Source organism: Clostridioides sp. ES-S-0049-02 (genome assembly GCF_020658465.1).
Lineage (GTDB): Bacteria > Bacillota > Clostridia > Peptostreptococcales > Peptostreptococcaceae > Clostridioides.
The window spans coordinates 119,347-139,333 of sequence record NZ_JACVWG010000002.1 but is presented as its reverse complement, the minus strand read 5'-3'; the positions used below and the strand labels follow the sequence as shown (position 1 = coordinate 139,333).

Sequence of the window (19,987 nt, the reverse complement as noted above, 5' to 3'; positions counted from 1 at the left end):
CATAGATTTTAAAGTATTATAGGTTTTGTATAATAAAAAAGACAAGCTTGAAATTTAAGCTCGTCTTTTTTATCTCTTACTATAAAATAAACTCTCTCTTCCTTTTTAGCAAATCTCTCCATGAATCCTGCTACATTATTATCAACTAATAACTTTCCTTTGTTTAATCCTAATAACTCATATCAATAATTTGGCACATGTTTAGAATCGGTAAAGATGATAACACATTTTTCATTCCAAAATAAATTCAAATTTATAGTTTATACAATATCTATGCTTCATAAAATACACCTACTATTTCTTTTTTGGTATGTGCACTTAAAAGCCTTTCACTTATATCTTTACCACCTAAAATATAAGCTATTTTAGATATTAACATTATATCTTCTTTACCTTCAGATTGTGGCATAGCAAACATAATTACTAATTTTACAGGCAAGCCATCTATACCTGGCCAATCTACACCTTCTCTAGATTTACCTATTACCACAGATGCTTTCTTTACATACTTTGTTTTTCCATGTGGCATAGCCATTTGATAACCTATACTTGTAGAGCCCATTTTCTCTCTATGATTTAGTGCCTTTATAAACTTACTTTTTGAAGTTATACTTCCTTTATCATATAATTTATCTACTAATTCTTGTATTATACCTTCTTTTGTAGTTGATTTTAAGTCTAAAATAACACTTTCCTCGCTTAATATTTCTCTAATTTCCATTTATTTTCTCCAGTACATTGTTATCAAATAATATTTTAATATCCTCTTCTCTTTCGCAATCTATTATATAATTTATATAGTTCTTTTGCCTATATAGATTTGATACTTCAATCAGAATATGTTTTAAAAAACTATGATTACTAGTTTCTAAGTAAAGGTCAATCGTTCTATTAATATTATTGACATTCATTATTCCCTTATTTACTTTACTTTGATTGCATATATATATATTTAAATCTTTTCCTAATGCAATAGATTCATACTTACTGCTTAAATTCATACCTATTAAACTTCTCATCTGGCTTACATCAAAATTAAAATATATATTATCTTTTAAATATACTCCTAATAAGTTTGTATCTAAGTCCATACTTTTTCTAGGTTTATTAAGTAAAGCATTTTTTATATTATTAATATCACTTTCCATTAATAGTACTGATACAACTATATGTGATTTCTCTTTCAAATCTAAATTTACAGTAGATATTACAAAATCTACATCATCCAAATTTCGCTTATTCAACTGATGCATGGGAATTATATCAACTATAGTCCATTCAGGAAATTCTCTTTTTAATCTAGCAGCAAGAAGCTGAGATGTTCCATATCCTGTATTACAAACTACTATTACTCTTTTACTACTCATATTTCTTTCTATAGCTGCTTGAAAATATGTAGCAATATACGAAACTTCATCTATACTAATATTCTTCAGATTATAATGCTCTGTCATAATATTTATAGTCATCATGCATAACCCCAATACCTCAGAAAATCGCTCTTGTATCTCTTCTAATAATGGATTTTTTATTTGGATATCATATCTTAATCTGTTTAACATGTGTCTTACATGAGATGTCAGACTTTTTTGCAGTAGTTCATCATCTTTAAGATTTATATTTAAAAACTGTGACATATTCTCTATCATTATAGATGATATTTTTTCACTATCACTTAATATATCTGATTCATCATTGCAACGCTTATTGCTTTCGCTACTAAATCCAGATGATACTAAATATATATATATATATTTAATTTCATCTTTAGTTATTTTTACTCTGTATCTATTTTCTATTTTACCTATAAGTGTAGTGACCTTTTGATATACTAACTCATCCAAATTACATATAGAGACTTCCTTTTCTTCCTGAAAATCTATTTGATTACCTTCTTCAACTCTCTTTAAGCATATAAGTATATGTGTAATTAAATTTATATAGTAGGGCTGACTTATAACATATCCTAAATTATCTTCTAATTCTGTAATTATAGTTTCTACAAATATGATAGAATCAATATCAAATAAATTTATCAATGCACTAAATGTAGCAGAATCTAATCTGGTTAACTCAGATATATCGTGCTGTTCATAATTTTCATCTAATAAATCATCTACCATCTTAGCAATCGATTTCCTTATATCTACTTCTTTACCTATAATTTTAGTTCCCTCTAAGGTTTTATTAAGTTTTAAATTATATTCTTTTATCCATTCCTCTATATATTTAAAATCATTTACTATAGAAGTTTTACTTACATAATATTTATCCGATAACTGATTTATTGAAGTTATATTATTTGAATTTAATAATAGATATTTTAAAATTTCCATTCTTCTTTGCTCTACTGATAAAGACTTATTTCCCTTTGGTTGTATATTTAAACTATTAATTAGGTCTATATCTTTCTTTGCTGACGCTTCTATTAATATTCCGCAACCCCTTTTTATATCAATTTTTATATCGAAAGTTTCTAAATATATCTCAATCATCTTCAAATCTTTTTGTAATGTTTTATCTGATACATTTAATTTATCTTTAAAGTATTTTATAGGTCTATATTCACTTTCATTTAATATCAATTTAAGAAATTCAATTTGCCTTGATGCAAGCATACTTATGCCCCCTACCCATTTTTTGATATTTCTATTAATTACTATTTTAGCATATTTAATAACTATGTAAAAATACTAAAATACTTCTGTATCATAAAAGAATTTATGATACACTTTACAAAATCGATATAATATAGGATATAATTTTAAAATAAAAAATAAGGATATTGAGAGGTTGCTAACTACTTCCAATATCCTTATTTTAGCTCTTATTTATAATTTAAGCACCAAGTACTTCAACTTCACCACTTCCACTCTTTATAGTAGGCTTTGTTATTCCTATAATTAAAGTTGTTATTACTGTGCCAGCTAATATACAAGCTATATACGCAACTGGTGCACTACATGCAAATGGTATTACAAATATTCCTCCATGTGGTGCCATCAAGGTTATATCTAAACTCATACATATTGCCCCACCTATACAAGAACCAATTATGTTTGCCGGAATCATTCTTAACGGATCTGCAGCTGCAAAGGGTATTGCTCCTTCCGTTATAAAAGATGCTCCCATTATAGCAGTTGGTAGTGCTGACTTTCTTTCTTCTTTAGTAAACTTATTTTTAAATATTAACATGGCTAATGCTATTGCTAATGGAGGTACCATTCCACCCACCATTAATGCTGCTGATGGTTCAAATACATTACTAGAAAACATAGCTAATCCAAATGCAGAAGCTGTTTTATTAATAGGTCCTCCCATATCTGATGCCATCATTCCTGCTAATATTGCACCTAATAATACTTTATTAGTTCCAGACATACTTTGTAACCAGGACTGTAAAGCTTCATTTAACCATGATGCTGGTGTATTAACTACGAAGAACATTATAGCTCCACTTGTGAATGCAATCAGCAGTGGACATATCAGTACAGCATTTACCCCTTTTAATACATCTGGTAAGTTTTCTGTTATCTTCATTACTCCTAAAGCTATATATCCAGTTGCAAATCCTGCTACCATACCTCCTAGGAATCCTGAACCTCCAATAACTGCCATAAAACCAGCTATCATAGCAGGAGCAAAACCTTGTCTTCCTGCAATTGATTTAGCTATAAAACCAGCAAGTATTGGTATGAATAACTTAAATGCTGAATCGCCTCCAAGTTGTCCAAAGAATCCAGCTATAGGATTGTATGTTTCATGAGTTGGGTCTGATGCAAATATACCAAACATAAATGCTATAGCTATACCAATCCCACCTATTACTACAAATGGAATCATTTCAGATACACCATTCATTAAGTGCTTATAAATACCTTTTTTCTCTGACCCTTGAAGTATTTCTTTTGAATCTTCTAAAGTTTTTCCACCTGGCTTAATTTCTTTAGCCATTCCATTTTCAGCATTTATAATTAAATTTTTGGCTAATGAAACATTCTTAGCATCTGCTACTTTCTTTTGTAATACTTTCTTTCCTATAAATCTACTTGTTTGAACTTCTCTATCACAAGCTATTATTACGTATTCAGCTCTTTTTATATCTTCTTTAGTTAACTTATTTTCTACACCTATGGCTCCATGTGTTTCTATTTTAACTTCATATCCAAGTTCTTGACCTGCTTCTTCTAACGCTTTTTTTGCCATAAAAGTATGAGCTATACCTGTTGGACATCCTGTTATTCCAACTATAAGACCTTTATTTTGATTATTACTTGAATCTCCTGATTCTACAGCTTTATAATTAAATATATCTAATATTTCATATGGAGTTTCTGCACTTAGTAGGTTCTTAATAAGATTTTCATCCATTAAATATGTAGCTAGTCTAGATATAATCTTAAGATGCTCGTCTAAACCTGACTCTGGAACTGCTATCATAAAAAATGACCTAAGTTTTTGACCATCATTATCCGTGATATCCTTATCTGTTCTTAAATACATCATTACAGGTCGCTTTACTGTACTTGACTTAGCATGAGGGATAGCTATTAAATTTCCCATGTTAGTTGGTGATTCTTTTTCACGTTTATTAATATCAATTATAAACTTTTCTTTATCATTTATATAATTTCCATGATACAAATGATTTGCCATATAATCAATTACATCTTTTTTAGTTTGTAATTGTTTATCTAATACAATACAATCACTACGTAATATTTTGTCTACCATAAATTCGCCCCTCCCTTTAATTTGTTATCCAATCACTGATTCTTCTTTTGGTGAAAAGCATTTTAATTTATCTATGTCATTGAATAAATTCATTTTAAACTCTATAACTTCCCTTGCAGCTTCTATACATTGTGGATATATAGCATCTGGTTCATATAAACTTGGATTTTGTTCTAATACTTCTCTGCACTTCTTATAATACGCTGATTTAACATCACTTGAAATATTTACTTTACAAACTCCTAGTTTAACTGCTTGTGCTATTTCTTCATCTGGATTTGACGATCCGCCATGAAGAACTAAAGGTATATCTACTACTTCTTTTATTTCTTTTAATAAATCTAATTTAAGCTCTGGTTTAAACCCTTTTGGATATATACCATGTGCTGTACCAATTGCAATGGCTAATGTGTCTACACCTGTTTTTTCAACAAAATCCCTAGCTAATTGTGGATTTGTATATATTATTTCATCAGAACCACCTTCTCCTGATGTTCCAGTTGTTCCTATTGTTCCAAGTTCTCCTTCTACAGATATATTTAATCCTTTTGCAATTTCTACTACTGCCCTAGATATTGCTACATTTTCTTCATATGATAAATGTGAGCCATCAATCATTACTGATGTAAATCCACATTTTATCGCTCTTAATATTTGCTCTTTATTTGCCCCATGATCTAAATGTATTACCATAGGTACTTTACTCTTATTTGCTTCTTCTATACAACTAGCTACAAAGCTATCTTCTAGGAAACTTAACTCATTTGGGTGTATTGCAAGTATTACTGGTGCATTTTTTTCATTAGCACTCTGTACTACTGCTTTAAGTATTTGCCCACTCCCTATATTAAATGCTGGTACTGCAAATTGATTTTCTTGTGCCACTTGTAACATTTCCTTCATATTTATTAACATATTGTACCTCCTGATATTTTAATTTTGATTTATTTGTTATTGTTTATATTTAAATAATATCAGGGTAATAAAAGTCAGAAAATAACAATCGTTTTCCTTATTGAAAAGGAACTTTTATTATATATTCTTAGTTCCTTTTCAATAAGGAGCTTTTAGAAGTCTGTATCACAGTTAATTATATTTCTTAAACTTATTTATTATCAATACTCAATAAGCTCAAAAGCTGACTCTAATAATTGTGATTACTTTGTAAATCTTCATTTAAATTCTATCCTCTAGATATATCATCAATTTATCAAAAGATACAAACATATCAAATACCCTACTTTCATTTACTTGAAAATTAACATTCAATAATAGCATATCTTACATAGATGTTATATTTTACATACCTATAGCTATAAATTTTAAAACACTAGCACTATAGTTAATGCTATATTGATATCAAAAAATCAAAAAGATATTAGCCAGACAGCCAATATCTTTTTGTACATTTCAATGGTATAGATGATTTATAGGAATCATACTCACAATTATCTAATTTTTAGATGTCATAAGCTTGACATAACACACCAAAATTACACTTCTTGAGTTCATTTCTAAGAAATAAAGAAACTTGGTTTTCTAATCACTAATTTATAAATTAGTACCTACTATTTTATGTAAATCTTTTTCTATCTAATTTATAAATTATTCCTAATGCTATATAACATATCCCAATTACTAATACACCATAAGCCATAGATACTCCTATCTTAAATTCTTGCATATTAGTTACAATGGATATTGAAATAGGTCTATTGTAAACGCCATAAAGCAAGGCTGACATTGTATATTCTCCAATTGTACGAATAAATACTAATATAGCCCCTGAAATTATTCCTGGCATCATATTTGGGATTATTATATTATAAAAGGTTTGTATTCTTCCAGCACCTAAACTCCTTGATGATTCTTCTAGTCCTAAATTTATTGACTTCATAGCAACCTCATTGGATGAAAATAGTAATGGCAAGGCATAAATTGTATATGCTATAGGCAAAATATAAAAACCACCTATTAAGGATTCATTAAAAGCAAATATACTTTTTTGATTAAATGTATTAATTAGGTTAACTGCAATGGCACTTGCAGGCATACTCCAAGGTAACATTATAATAAATTTTGCTAGTCGATTATATGTATTATCCTTTTTAATTACTAAATATGATACTGGTACTGTAATTATTAATCCTAATGCTACTGCCATTAAAGACATTTTCAAACTGTTTAAAATAGGCTGTAATACACGTGATTTTTGGAAAATCATCTGATAGTTTTCCAGTGTAAAATCTCTAGGAAATATGGTCGTCATAATTGAATGTGTACTTACAAATGATAAGTATACAATAGTAATTATAGGGAGCATAATAATAATAATTTGTATTTCAATAATAATCTTACATACAAATGTAAATAAGTCTTTTTTTCTATTGTCAACTTTATAACTTTGAGATTTTAGGGATGATACTACTCCATATTTTTTGCCATAATACTGTAACAAAAGCATAAATGCAATCCCCATTAGTAACAAAGTAATCACTTGAACTGAAGCTATATCCATATGGTTATTAGCCTTAGACCTAACAATCTGAGTACTCAAAACTTTAAAACCACCACCTATAAGATTTGGTGCTGAGAAAGAACTAATCCCTGATGCAAAAGTTATAATAGTAGAAGTTATAACAGCTGGTGTAATAACAGGCCATATTACATCGAAAAATACTCTTAGCTTTGATGCTCCCATTCCTTTTGCAGCTTCAACTGTTGAGTAATCCACATATTTTAAGGCAACATATACATTTAAATAAAAATACACATACTGAGTATAGGCAACCACAAATAAAATTCCCTTTAATCCACTAAAATCATAGGGTTTGTTGATAAATGAGAGTAAAATTTCTATAGATTTTGTAACTATCCCACTTTCTCCATAAAGCTGAATACATGCAATTACCATAATTACTCCAGGAATCATCATTGGACTTAGTAAAAGAATATGTATGATTTTTTTGTGTTTATCACAAACAAATGTCATATACAAGGCAAGTGATATACCCATAATTCCACACACAACTACAGAACCCAATCCCAAAATTATAGTATTGCTTACTACCCTTAAATTATTAGTATTTGAAAAATATTCTTTGAATACTTCAAAAGAATATCCAGCTTCACCTTGAAATGCTTGTGCAAAGGTGTTAGCTATTGGAACGATAATATATCCAATCAGAATCCAAAATAATATACTGTATAAAATAATAGAAATAATATTTTTAGATGTGAATTTACTATGGTTTCTTTTTTTAATCATATTATTCACCTTGTAGCACACCTAAATATGCCCTATCCCCTACATTTAATTTATTACTATTATTCAGCCTATTAAGTTCAGTCACTTGATATTTTTTCCCATTATTTGATACTGTATATTCTAAAATTGGTCCTAAGAAACGCTTAGATTCTACTTTTACTTTTACAAACCCACTTTGGTTAGTATTTTGCAACAATACCATTTCTTCAGGTCTTTTATAAATATAAGGCTTTGTCTCTTTTTCAATATTAAAATTAACATAATCCTCTTTTTCAATACAGTTTGAAGTGCCTACAAAATTTGCCACAAAATCATTCAATGGTCTTTTGTAGACTTCCATTGGCATACCAATTTGAAGAACTTTACCCTTATCCATTACAGCTATTCTATCAGAAATAGCCAACGCCTCTTGTTGATCATGAGTAATAAATAAAGTAGTAATACCAATTTTTTGCTGTATCTCTCTTATTTCTTCTCTCATTTTAACTCTTAAAGCTACATCTAGATTAGACATTGGTTCATCTAATAAAAGCATAGTAGGCTCAGTAGCTAATGCTCTTGCTACTGCCACTCTTTGTTGCTGTCCACCAGATAATTCATCAATCTTTTTTTTCCTAAAATCTTTCATTCCTGCCAGTTCTAAATAAGTATCACATTTTTCTACTATAATTTTTTTAGATAATTTTTTTATTTTTAATCCATAAGATACATTTTCTTCTACAGTCATATTTGGAAACAATGCATAGTTTTGAAAAACAGTTCCCATATTTCTATTTTCTGGTTCTAGGTTGGTAATATTCTTATCACCAACATAAATACTCCCAGAAGAAGGTTTTATAAATCCACCAATTATTCTTAAAATGGTTGTTTTACCACATCCAGAAGGGCCTAATAAAGTAAAAAATTCGCCTTCTTTGATGGATATATTAATATCATGTAATACTTTTTCTTTTCCATAATAATGATTAATTTCCTTTAATTCTATATTCTCCATATCGACCCCACAAAATATCTAATATTTATAAATTTTTAAATATACACATGATGAATCACTTCACATCATCGGCTACTTCATTAATTACTCAAAAGCTATTTTATTTAATATCAGAGTATTAGCATCATTAGGTAGCGTGAATTACACAAAAACCATGATATACTATAGTTCCCTTATACGTAAAATAGCGAGGAAAGTCCTCACTATTTTTGTATATAATATTAAATTATCTAACTAGACTATTTTATAGTTTTATTATTATCTATTATATCTGTTTCCCACTTTTCAATCCAGTTAGATTGATTTTTTCCAATTACAGACCAATCTACATCCATAGCTTTATATTCTTTCGACATCCACTTTGGTGAATCTTTAAGTGCAGAATCTAATGTTGGTATACGGTTAAAATCATTTGCAACCATAGATTGGACTTTAGCACTTCCAACAAAATCTACAAATTTAGCTGCTGCATTTGGATGTGGTGCATTTTTTAAAGCTGCTACACAGTCTGTAATTACTACAGAACCACTCTCTGCATCCACAACTTCTAATGGCATATTATTTTTTTCTTTATTATCTATTATATCACTTAACACTGCAACAGATATAGCAGCTTCACCTTTACCTATTGCTGAATACATAACACTTCCACTATTGTAGTAGTTCTTTATATTTTTATTTAAATCTTCAAGATACTTCCAAGCTTCAGCTTCACTCTTAGTAGTTGAATAGTAATTGATTAAGTTACTAACAGTAGAACGCATAGATGATGATAATGAGTCTCTAGTAACTATTAAATCTTTATATTCTTCTTTTGTTAAATCGCTCCAATCTTTTGGTGCTTTATCGGCTGATAATAATTTTGTGTTATAAAACATCATTACTGGTGTTTTTATAGTTCCATACCAATATCCTTCTGAATCTTTATAAGACTTGTCCAATTCATTATTCCAACTTGGTTCAATCTTTTCATATAATCCTTCTTCTTTTAATTGCATATATGTAGACGTATCCCCACCAAACATTATGTCTGCTTGTGGATTATCTTTTTCACTTCTAACACGATCTGCTAGTTCACCCTTTAAGTTTATAAATTCAACATTAACTCCTGTGTCCTTTGTAAATTCTTCAGAAATCGCTCCTAGCATATCCTCACTATGAGTAGTATATACTACTAATGTATCCTCTAATTTATCACTTTTTGCTGCATCATCATTGCTACAAGCTACAAGTGATAATGACATCACTACAGTTGATAAAATAGCTGCTATTTTTCTCTTCATATTGACTCCTCCCCCCATATTCTCCATGTTCATTTTAAATGTTATTATTCTTATAGTCAACGATTCGACAATAATCTATATAATTGTATTTTTCTATAATTACTTATTTTGTTATTGTTTTTTTCTATATTCATGTTTATTTTTATACATATAATTTTTGTATTCACATTAATCCTTTTTTAATATTAGTATTTTATTTCTTCAAGACATATTTTAAGTATTAGTATTATATACATAAAAAATGACCTATAAATAGGTCATCTGAACTAATGATTCTATGGTATATGAGATACTTTCTTAAATCACTTATTATTATTATCATTTACAATACTCTTTTTATCTTAAAATAATTATAATCTAACTTTAATCACAAATTAGATTACATACAAATATTTTTAGCGAACTTAATAATTAAATAGCTATATTTCATTAACCATCTTATAAATAATTATAATCTATCCACTATTCTTCCTCAATAAATTCAAATAAATTTTCCACTGTAGTATCGAATACTTTAGCAATATCCATAGCTAACTTTAGAGAAGGATTATATTTTCCATTTTCTAAGTGTACAATAGTCTCACGTCTTACTCCAACCGATTTAGCAAGTTCATTTTGTGTCATAAGGAGTTTTTCCCTATATTCTTTAATTTTTGTCTTCATCAATATTGACACTTAGTTACATATCCCCCTTTTATCAAAGTACACATACAAAATTAATTTAGATAATGATTGTATAAATAATACTGCAATAAGAATTATGCCAGTGTCCTGGTTTGATATATTTATATTCCTTGTATAAGGAGTTGCAAAGAAAATAGCAATTATAACTATAGAATATATCATTATTTTTATTGCAATATGATTGACCTTTGATAGTATAAATTTAGATGATTCATCAACTAAATCATTATATTTTTTATTATAAATTAGATAACAACCAAAAACTATTAACCAGCTCAGCCCTGGAAGAGAAGCAGTACTTGGACCTTTAAAAATATACTTAGTCGCTAATACCGCTATAAAAAAATAAGTTATTACAAGTAATTCTAAGATAAGCTTTGATTTTACTCCAGTTTCTGATTTAGACATATAAAAACCCTCCTTAAAAGTTATATACTCTTTAGTTTTTGTTTTCATTAATATAATTACTTAATTATATATACCTCTTTTATCAAAATATATATACAGAATTAATTTAGATAACGATTGTATAAATAAAACTGCTAATAGAATTATACCTATATCCAAATTTGATATATCCAAAGCTCTTGTATGATTAGCTGAAAAGAGAACAGCTATTACAAACATAGAGTACAGCATTATTTTTGATGCAATTTGATCAACCTTTAATAACATAAGTTTTGATGCCTCATCAACTAAATCATTATATTTTTTATTATACATTGAGTCAAATACCCAAAAAACTAATAAGATTATAAAAGTAATCCAAATACCTTCGCCTTTAAAAATAAACTTTTCTAATAATAAGTCTATAAAGAAATAGGATAACATCAGGAATTCTGAAACAAGATTTGCTTTAACACCAAGCTCTGATCTAGACATATAAAATCACCCCTTAAAAGTTATATATTTATAACACTTCATGTTATAAATATATAACTTTTCCAAATAAATTACAAGAAAATATTGTAAATACTTAATAATATTTTTACAAGTATAGTTCATAAAAGATTTCATAATAGATATCTAATGCTTACAAATAATATTATAAAATTACTTTTTTATTCACTCCTATATAACCAGCTCTCTAAAAAATTCTTATACCATAAAAATTTATTCTTTAGTAAGCATTACAGTACAGTACTAGATTAGTTTATTATATCTATTTTCTCAATCATATCATTTAATAACTATTATCCTAATTAATATGAAATATTGAAATGTATAATTATACAACCTAAGTTCACTTCAATATCCTTCAAAAATACCTTTTCTTGCGACTGGAGTATGGTTTTGGATTTCATAATCAAAATTCTAAACCACTTATCTATTGCCATAGAGAAAGTGGTTTAGAATTTGAATTTAAAAATAAATCTTAAATTTATTTATTACAATTCATTAATTCGAAAAAATATTTAGAGTCATGTGTCTTATAAAGATTTAGCCAAGAAATTAATGCTTCTTCTTTAAAAACATCTAAAACTTTTAAAACTTGTATCGTAAATTCTAATGGTGCAATTCCAGAAGCAGTAATTAAATTTTCATCACTAACTGCAGATTCCATTTTATAATATTTTTCTCCAGAATAACTTGGTATCACCATTTTTAGAAATTCTAAATCATTACTTGTATGATTTTTAAAATCTAGTAAACCTGTTTTAGCTAACCCTAAAGTAGCACCACAAATAGCTGCAACTATAGACCCTTGTTCCAAAGCCTCCTTAGATTTTTCTAATATTTTCTCATGACCCATAGACATCCAAGTATTTCCCCCTGGCAAAATTAATAAATCATTACTTTCAATATTAAGCTCATCAATTGTAATCTCAGGTAAAACTTTTAATCCACCCATTGTTATAATAGGATTTTTATCAACTCCTACTGTAATTACTTTTAGTGGCTTTAATCCTTTTTTAAAATATCTTCCTGTGTTTAATTCAGCAGTTAAATATCCAACTTCCCAATCTGACATAGTATCGAATACATACATGTATACTTTTCTATTTTTCATCTTTTACTCCTTATCTTATCAATTAATATACCTACATTGTAAAATAACTTAACTGACAGACTCTGTCAGTTAAGTTATTAAATTTGATAGTGATTAATTAATTCAATTAAATCTTCAACCATTTTATCCCTAAGGCTTAATGGTTCAATTATTTGTATAGATTTTCTATAAGGTATAAGTATATTTGGTACATATGTAAATATTATCTCTTCTTGAAGTTTAAATATTGCTTTATTTGAAGTCCTTTCTTTCAAATAATATCCTAGAAGCCAATGCTGACATAAGTTGTCCAATGCATTTCTCTTTCCTTCTATAACTAATTGTATAGTATTATCTTCATCTTTTGTTTCGTCCATAATCCCCTTTATAAAGAATTCACTTGCTGAAAATTCCTTTGGTCTATTAAAAGTATTTGATGTTTCTATAACACTACTAATTCTATCTAACCTAAAGCTACGAATCTCATTTCTCATTTGGCAAAATGCTACTATGTACCAATTATTATTCCAACGAACAATTCCATATGGATTTATAATCCTACATTTTGATTTTTCTTCACGAGCTGTGCGATAATTAATTTCTACAGATAATTCATTTGCTATACTATTCTTCAACTTTTTAAGTACAGATTCTATGGATATTTTTCCAGTTGGTTTTATTACTTCAAAACCTATTAAATGTTTTGTTAAAATTTCTTCTTGTTTTTGATTTGAATACATTTTTAACTTTGAAGTTGCTTTATCTAATGTTTCATCTAAGAAACACCCTTCTTCTTTAGCAAATATAGCTGCATGAAGTAGAGCAGTTTGCTCTTCTGGATCGAAATAAAGAGGTGCTTTGATGAAATTATTCAAAAGTGTATATCCACCATTATGACCTGTATCTGAAATTATAGGTATTCCACTAGCAGATAATGCATCAATGTGTCTGTAAACAGTTCTTATGTTTATTTCTAGTTTTTCAGATATTTGTTTTGCGGTAATTTTTTTATCTGAGTTTAACATCCATAATATGGACATCATATTATCAATTTTAGCCATATAGTTTTACCTCTTCATGTGTGTTTTATAAGTTAATTATATATGTTATGATTAGTTTTCACAAAAAAAATATTAGCAAATTGCTAATATTTTTCTTGGATTTCAATGGTGGAGGCTAGGAGAGACTAGTATACACATGTTACCTAATATTACTTATTTTTAAACCTTAGTATATACATCATCCCTACAGTCATTACCCATTCTATAATCTTATAGCTTGTTATTATTTTTTATGGATATCATGTGCTTATTGTGTGTATCTATCTAAATATATAACACTATAAATAAATATCAAATACTTTACTTGCTTCTTCAACGGATATTTGATTACCAACTACATTTTTGCCTATATCTCTAATTGTTTCTATATTTGGAAAATGCATATTCTCTAATTCATACACATTAATTGTATGACTACTATTTATCATACGATAATAACTATCAAACTGTTTAGACATTAATATGCACTGTAAACCTAATACCTCATCTTTACTTAAGGAATCATCTGCATTGGTCAAATATATTATTCCATTATCAATTGCTAACTTATTAGAATCTAAATTGCTAAAATAGCTCACTGCATGAACTAATTTATCATACTTTTTATCTATATTCTTTCTAATCAATACATAATTTTTATTTTTTATAAGTAGTGAATTATTTAAACCATCATCAATAAGTGTAACTGCATTATTTTTAGATTTATCATCTAATGTTCTATAGTTTATTTCACTACCACTAATATGCCTGTATACAATTAAAGGTATACCATTTTTTAAATCTTTATAATTTTTGTCACTTAAATTTGTCTCTCTTCCCTTAACTCTAAATTGAACTACTTTTCCAACCCTCATACTTAAATCTTTTCCTATAGTTCCAACAGGAAATTTTTTAAACATTTTTATTAATTTATAATCATCTGTATTTCTTGGTGTACAAATTATCTTACTTTTTTCACCTAACATTATTTTACTTTTTTCAACTATAAATTTAGATTCATCATTATATGATAAAATTACATTCTTTACTATTGATTTTGTTATATGGACAATGCAGACCTCTTGTGTGATACTATTGCTAAAATTTTTATTTCTATCGTTAAAAGTATGAATTTTTGTTATGCTAAAATTATCAACTATATATCGTCTTAATTTTTCAGTATATTTACCTGATAGATAATTTTTAGGTGAAATTATACACAATACTCCCTTATCACTTAACATATCTAGTGTTTTAGCTATAAATAAATGATATAAATTAGGTTGTCCATATAAAAAATGTTTTAATCCATCTGGTACATCTTTATTATTTATTTTTTTGTATGGAGGATTCATTATTATATAGTTATATTGTCTAATTTCTATACTATTAAGAAAATCTTCATTGAAATATCTTATAATAAATTTTATCCCTTCAATATTTATATTATCCATTATATATTTTACATTATTTAATAATCTAATATCTATATCATAAATATCAATAATAAATGTGTTTACTTTATTATTTTTTAAAATAATCTTTTCAATCAATTTAATTAATAATATTCCGTTACCACATGCGGGTTCTAATATACTTACAACTTCCTCTTTAATTATATTTATATCCTCTATTAACGTCTCAGCTTCTTCGATTGGTGTGAAGTACTGAGATTTATCCTTTATTTCTTCTTTTCCCTTCCCCTTAAAGTATTCTTTAGTAAGCTCTGAGTATATATTATATACTTCCTTAAAATTAATCATAAAACTCACCTATTTTTTCTATTATTTTACATATTACTTCATCTTTTATATTTCCATTATATAGCTAATGAAATATCTGGAAGGTTTTCTCTATTACTTATAAAACTATATCTTATTATTTTAAGAATAAAGCTATGTAGCTCTTGAAATTCTATAATATGCATTTTAAATGTATCAAAAAGAATGTCCTCACTAAAATTAAAATCACCATGAAGGTAGTTATTTCTGACATCTCTCTGTTCACTAATAATATTTAATAAATTATCAACTGAATCAATAATATTAAATTTACTTTGTATCTCTAGCTTGTTTAATTCAAAAGCCTCATCTAAATTTAAGCCAAATAATTCAACAAATTCTTTAACTTTTTTAGGAGCTTTGTATGTATTTATAATCTTATTCCTTTTATTGTTAGATAACGAATATACAGCTTTATATTCTTCTATCACCGATTTTATAAATTTTTCATGTATAGAATTTGACAATCCCAATCCCGCAGTTAAATATATCAATCTTTTATTTTTATTTAATAAGTCATACTGTTCTCTTCTATTGCTAAAGTCATAAAAAAGTCTATCATAACTTTCAATAGTATCAAGCGTTGAATATTCTATTTCCACCACTATACTCCGAAACTATTTTTTTTGCTAGTTCAAATCTAAGTTTTGCGTTAGGATTGTTTTTACCGTATTTTAACTTTACTATATCTGCATAATTCTCTGAAAAATTGATTTTATATATATCCTCTGAAATTATATTTTTATCCTTAAAATAAATGAAACTTAATACTTCAAAGAAAAATTTAATTGGATTTCCTTCTGTCTTATGTTTAATATTATTGTACTTTTTAAAATACAATCCTTCATTTAATAGTAAAAATTCCTTATAATCATTTATATCCTCAAGTAACTCATCTATATTTACTATCTTCGTATATGAAGTTAATAAAATATCAAAATGCTTATTTTTATTTTTTGATTTTGATTTTATTATATCCTTGATCTTTTCATCAATTGTTTTATTATATTGATCATATCTTTTTATAAGAGAAAATTCTAAGAAGTATTCTAAGTCTATTCGCTTTCCTATCTCAGAAGTACTAAAAATAGGTATACTTAATTCATTAATTATATTTGAAATTTCTATATATTTGTCTTTATCCTTAAATGCGATTATAGAGTTTCTTACCTCTTGTGGAGATAATTCTGTTGAAAGGGTATTTAATCTTTCAAACATTTCGTATTTTACATCTTCATTTTCTGTCATTAAATTTATAAATAACAATGTAGATGACTCAAATATAAAATCAAACTGCTCCTCTTGAAAATCATTCCAATCTTTCCCATTTAGTTCTGTGAATTCCGTAGCTCCCTGCAATTTTTTTAGACTTTCTACTTTATTTTCTATTGTTTGTCCATCTAAAGTTTTTGCACTAACAAATTCAAATATAGTAGATAGTCGCTGCACTCCATCAATTATCTCATAATTATAAAGACCATTTTCATTCTCCGTTTTAATAGTTATAATTGGAGGTATAGGATATTTCAATAGCAATGATTCTATAAACTTGGCTTTTTGTTCATTACTCCATCTGTAGTTCCTTTGATATGCAGGATTTATTTTTATTCTACCTCTCTCATAAAACTTTATTATTTCAGAAATAGTCATTAATACATTCTCTGTATTTGCTGTATTTCTAAGTTCTTTCCATTTTTTATTTAAACTCATGACAACACCCTACCTTTATATTCTATAGTACCATGCTATTTAATATATAAATAATTATAGCAGGCACAACTAATCTCATTATAATAATTATTAATAAAAAATTCTAGGAAAAATACAAAATAAATAAAATCTTGATTTATTTTGTATCATTACTTTAATGCTAATTATTAAATATTTGTATAATATAACAACTTAATTACTAATATTTAATATAATTTTATTAATATATAGGATATAATTATTTACTATACTCATTACTAGGCCTCACTATGGATAATCATGTAAATTAATAATATAAATTTCATGATAGCATTTTAGTTTTCATTACTATATCGACTATACAGACTACTACTCATAATTTATGTTTTATTAATAAAAACCTTACTTTATATCTATTGCTAGATATACCATTTATTATATATAACTTATATAATAAATATATCATTTACTTTCTCTACTGCTTCTATCTTAACATCTTCCATTACATGATTATATATATCTAAAGTAATACTTATATCATAATGTCCCATTAATACTTGTACTGTTTTAGGAGGAACTTTAGCTTCAAATAATCTTGTAGCATATGTATGTCTTAAGGCATGAAACTTAATTTGTTCTATATCTAAATTTCTTAGTATTACTTTTAAATTTCTGCCTGGTCTTTTATCATCAATAGGATTTCCTAATTCATCTACAAATACACAGTTATTATTATAAATTTCTCCTACATATAACTTATGTTTACTTTGTTCTTTCTTATATAGTTTAAGTTTTGATAATATATCTTTATGTATAGGAACTATTCTATTACTATTTTTATAGGCTCTTGCTCTATCAACTTAGATGCTCGTGTTCCATTTCTTGATATCTGAGTAACTCTTTGTATCTTTCTATTTACAGTTAGATTACAATCTTCAAAATTAATATCTGTCCATTTAAGTGCTAAAAGCTCCTCTAACCTAAGTCCAGTACCTAGTGCTATTAAAAATAATATTTCTAATTTATGACCTTGTATAGCTTCTATAAATTTTCTTTGTTCTAATGGACTTAATACCTTAATTTCCTTAGGCTTATTATCTTTAGGAGTAGTAATATTTTACAATATTTTGTATATATCCTTGTTTTTCAGCGTCACCAAGACATGGTTTTAATCTTGTATTTAATCCTTTTATTGTAGAAATTGGCTTTATCTCTTGAAGTTTATTGTAATATCTCTGTAAATGTGTTGCCCTTAGATCTTTTAATTTTAATACTCCTATGTCACTACCTTTCACATAATTTCTGTATATACCTTCATATTTTTCAAATGATTTAGGTTTTAAATCCTTTATTCTATATTCAAATAACCAAATATAATACCATTCTTCTAGTGTTATTTTGTCCTCCGTCGATAATATTCCTAAAAGCATTTCTTTCTTATATTGTTCTAATTTTTGTCTAACTTCTTGCTGTGTTTTCCTGTGAATTATTTACGTTTAACTTTTTCCTTATTATATCTATCTACAGTTATAGAAGCTCTCCATCCTTTTTGAATTCCATTTCTTATATTTTTAACTATAGTACCTTCTCCATTTGCTCTTTTTCTTGCCATATACTCTCCTATCCTTAAATACTATATAATACATAAAAATTAAAGTATTTAATCTAAAACATATTAGTTATTATTAATAAATTAATAGCATGTATTTATTAAAACGATTTACCTATCTGGGCCTCTAACCATTCATCTATTTTAGAACGTATTATCAATATCTTCCTACCACATCTTATCATTGGAAATCCACTAGAATTTACTATTTGATAAGCTATGGTGTTTATACCATATTAAAATTCCAGGAATAATTCCCATTATCATCGTTATATATTCCATCTAAACACATCTCCATCTATTTAGTTATTTTTGTTTATTCATTATACATTTTATCCATTTTGCTGAATATCCAATTTCTTTAGATAATTCTTTAGTACCTTTCGTATGCTTATTTTTATTTATGTAACTTTCAATATACTCTGTAGAATATAATCTCATAGGAAATGTTATCTGCTGTCCTTTATAATTTTCATGTATTTTTTTACAACCTCCTCTCCAAGAATCATTACCATTTCAGAATATACTCCCTTATATCTTTTGCTATATTCGCTCAAACACTCTACCTCCTACTTTATTTACTATTAAAAATATAATAACTTATTTGGAATAGAAGTTTCACTTCCTCTAATTCCTTTCAAAATTCTACTTTAAATCAATAAATTTTCTTTAAAGCTAAAATATTTTTTATTACCTCCAACTATAATGTGGTCTAGTAGTTTAATTCCAAGTATATTACAAGCTTCTAATAGTCTTTCAGTAATATTTTTATCTTAACTACTCGGTTCAATGTTCCCAGAAGAATGATTATGAGATATCATTATAGAATTGCTATTAGATAGAATTGCAGTCTTCAAAACTTCCCTAGGATGAACTAATGATGAATTAAGAGTGCCTATACTGACAACAGATATA

General features: G+C 27.0%; 19 protein-coding genes and 2 pseudogenes. All 21 read right to left on the bottom strand.

What is annotated here, in order from left to right; all coding sequences use genetic code 11:
- Positions 1-271 precede the first annotated feature (271 nt).
- The 21 genes and pseudogenes from IC213_RS06905 to IC213_RS06820 all read right to left on the bottom strand — a co-directional run bounded on the left by IC213_RS06905 (position 272) and on the right by IC213_RS06820 (position 19,971).
- Positions 272-721: a PTS sugar transporter subunit IIA gene (locus tag IC213_RS06905; protein ID WP_227862901.1), complete on the bottom strand. Its 450-nt coding sequence runs from the start codon at positions 719-721 to the stop codon at positions 272-274.
- The gene (locus IC213_RS06900) at positions 711-2,618 is read right to left on the bottom strand and encodes a BglG family transcription antiterminator (protein WP_227835141.1); all 1,908 of its coding nucleotides are present in this window, start codon (positions 2,616-2,618) and stop codon (positions 711-713) included. The genes IC213_RS06905 and IC213_RS06900 overlap by 11 nt, the downstream gene beginning before the upstream one ends.
- A 220-nt stretch (positions 2,619-2,838) precedes the next feature.
- Positions 2,839-4,734 (bottom strand): fructose-specific PTS transporter subunit EIIC, encoded by a 1,896-nt coding sequence (locus IC213_RS06895; RefSeq protein WP_227862900.1) that lies wholly within the window; start codon positions 4,732-4,734, stop codon positions 2,839-2,841.
- A 24-nt stretch (positions 4,735-4,758) separates the two neighbouring features.
- Entirely contained in the window at positions 4,759-5,649 is an 891-nt protein-coding gene (locus IC213_RS06890; protein ID WP_227862899.1) for a ketose-bisphosphate aldolase, read from the bottom strand.
- Positions 5,650-6,307: 658 nt separating this feature from the next.
- Positions 6,308-8,002 carry an ABC transporter permease gene (locus tag IC213_RS06885; protein WP_227862898.1) on the bottom strand — a complete coding sequence of 565 codons (1,695 nt, stop codon included), beginning with the start codon at positions 8,000-8,002 and terminating at the stop codon, positions 6,308-6,310.
- A 1-nt stretch (position 8,003) separates the two neighbouring features.
- A complete protein-coding gene (locus IC213_RS06880; protein ID WP_227862897.1) occupies positions 8,004-8,996 on the bottom strand; it encodes an ABC transporter ATP-binding protein in 993 nt (330 codons plus the stop codon).
- A 239-nt stretch (positions 8,997-9,235) separates the two neighbouring features.
- Entirely contained in the window at positions 9,236-10,279 is a 1,044-nt protein-coding gene (locus IC213_RS06875; protein ID WP_227862896.1) for an extracellular solute-binding protein, read from the bottom strand.
- Between the two features lie 462 nt (positions 10,280-10,741).
- Positions 10,742-10,954 (bottom strand): helix-turn-helix transcriptional regulator, encoded by a 213-nt coding sequence (locus tag IC213_RS06870; protein ID WP_227862895.1) that lies wholly within the window; start codon positions 10,952-10,954, stop codon positions 10,742-10,744.
- Complete coding sequence (locus IC213_RS06865) at positions 10,955-11,371, bottom strand: hypothetical protein (RefSeq protein ID WP_227862894.1); 417 nt, start codon at positions 11,369-11,371, stop codon at positions 10,955-10,957.
- Positions 11,372-11,431: 60 nt separating this feature from the next.
- Complete coding sequence (locus tag IC213_RS06860) at positions 11,432-11,845, bottom strand: hypothetical protein (protein ID WP_227862893.1); 414 nt, start codon at positions 11,843-11,845, stop codon at positions 11,432-11,434.
- Positions 11,846-12,344: 499 nt separating this feature from the next.
- Positions 12,345-12,974 (bottom strand): type 1 glutamine amidotransferase family protein, encoded by a 630-nt coding sequence (locus IC213_RS06855; protein WP_227862892.1) that lies wholly within the window; start codon positions 12,972-12,974, stop codon positions 12,345-12,347.
- A 77-nt stretch (positions 12,975-13,051) separates the two neighbouring features.
- The gene (locus IC213_RS06850; protein ID WP_227862891.1) at positions 13,052-14,014 is read right to left on the bottom strand and encodes a helix-turn-helix transcriptional regulator; all 963 of its coding nucleotides are present in this window, start codon (positions 14,012-14,014) and stop codon (positions 13,052-13,054) included.
- Between the two features lie 278 nt (positions 14,015-14,292).
- Positions 14,293-15,756, bottom strand: coding sequence for an Eco57I restriction-modification methylase domain-containing protein (locus IC213_RS06845; protein ID WP_227862890.1), 1,464 nt, complete (start codon positions 15,754-15,756; stop codon positions 14,293-14,295).
- 56 nt (positions 15,757-15,812) lie between these two features.
- Positions 15,813-16,376 (bottom strand): hypothetical protein, encoded by a 564-nt coding sequence (locus tag IC213_RS06840; protein WP_227862889.1) that lies wholly within the window; start codon positions 16,374-16,376, stop codon positions 15,813-15,815.
- Positions 16,351-17,484, bottom strand: coding sequence for a DUF262 domain-containing protein (locus tag IC213_RS06835; RefSeq protein WP_227862888.1), 1,134 nt, complete (start codon positions 17,482-17,484; stop codon positions 16,351-16,353). Before IC213_RS06835 ends, IC213_RS06840 begins: the two co-directional genes overlap by 26 nt.
- 539 nt (positions 17,485-18,023) lie before the next feature.
- Positions 18,024-18,266: pseudogene (locus IC213_RS20940) on the bottom strand (tyrosine-type recombinase/integrase); the annotation flags it as partial.
- Between the two features lie 17 nt (positions 18,267-18,283).
- Positions 18,284-18,466 (bottom strand): hypothetical protein, encoded by a 183-nt coding sequence (locus tag IC213_RS20935; RefSeq protein WP_413927299.1) that lies wholly within the window; start codon positions 18,464-18,466, stop codon positions 18,284-18,286.
- 97 nt (positions 18,467-18,563) lie between these two features.
- Positions 18,564-18,893 carry a hypothetical protein gene (locus IC213_RS06825; protein WP_227862887.1) on the bottom strand — a complete coding sequence of 110 codons (330 nt, stop codon included), beginning with the start codon at positions 18,891-18,893 and terminating at the stop codon, positions 18,564-18,566.
- Between the two features lie 56 nt (positions 18,894-18,949).
- Positions 18,950-19,075, bottom strand: a complete 126-nt coding sequence (locus IC213_RS20930) for a hypothetical protein (RefSeq protein ID WP_255619061.1) — start codon at positions 19,073-19,075, stop codon at positions 18,950-18,952.
- Between the two features lie 303 nt (positions 19,076-19,378).
- Positions 19,379-19,513 (bottom strand): hypothetical protein, encoded by a 135-nt coding sequence (locus IC213_RS20925; protein ID WP_255619060.1) that lies wholly within the window; start codon positions 19,511-19,513, stop codon positions 19,379-19,381.
- Between the two features lie 209 nt (positions 19,514-19,722).
- Positions 19,723-19,971, bottom strand: a pseudogene (locus tag IC213_RS06820) (JAB domain-containing protein).
- Positions 19,972-19,987 lie beyond the last annotated feature (16 nt).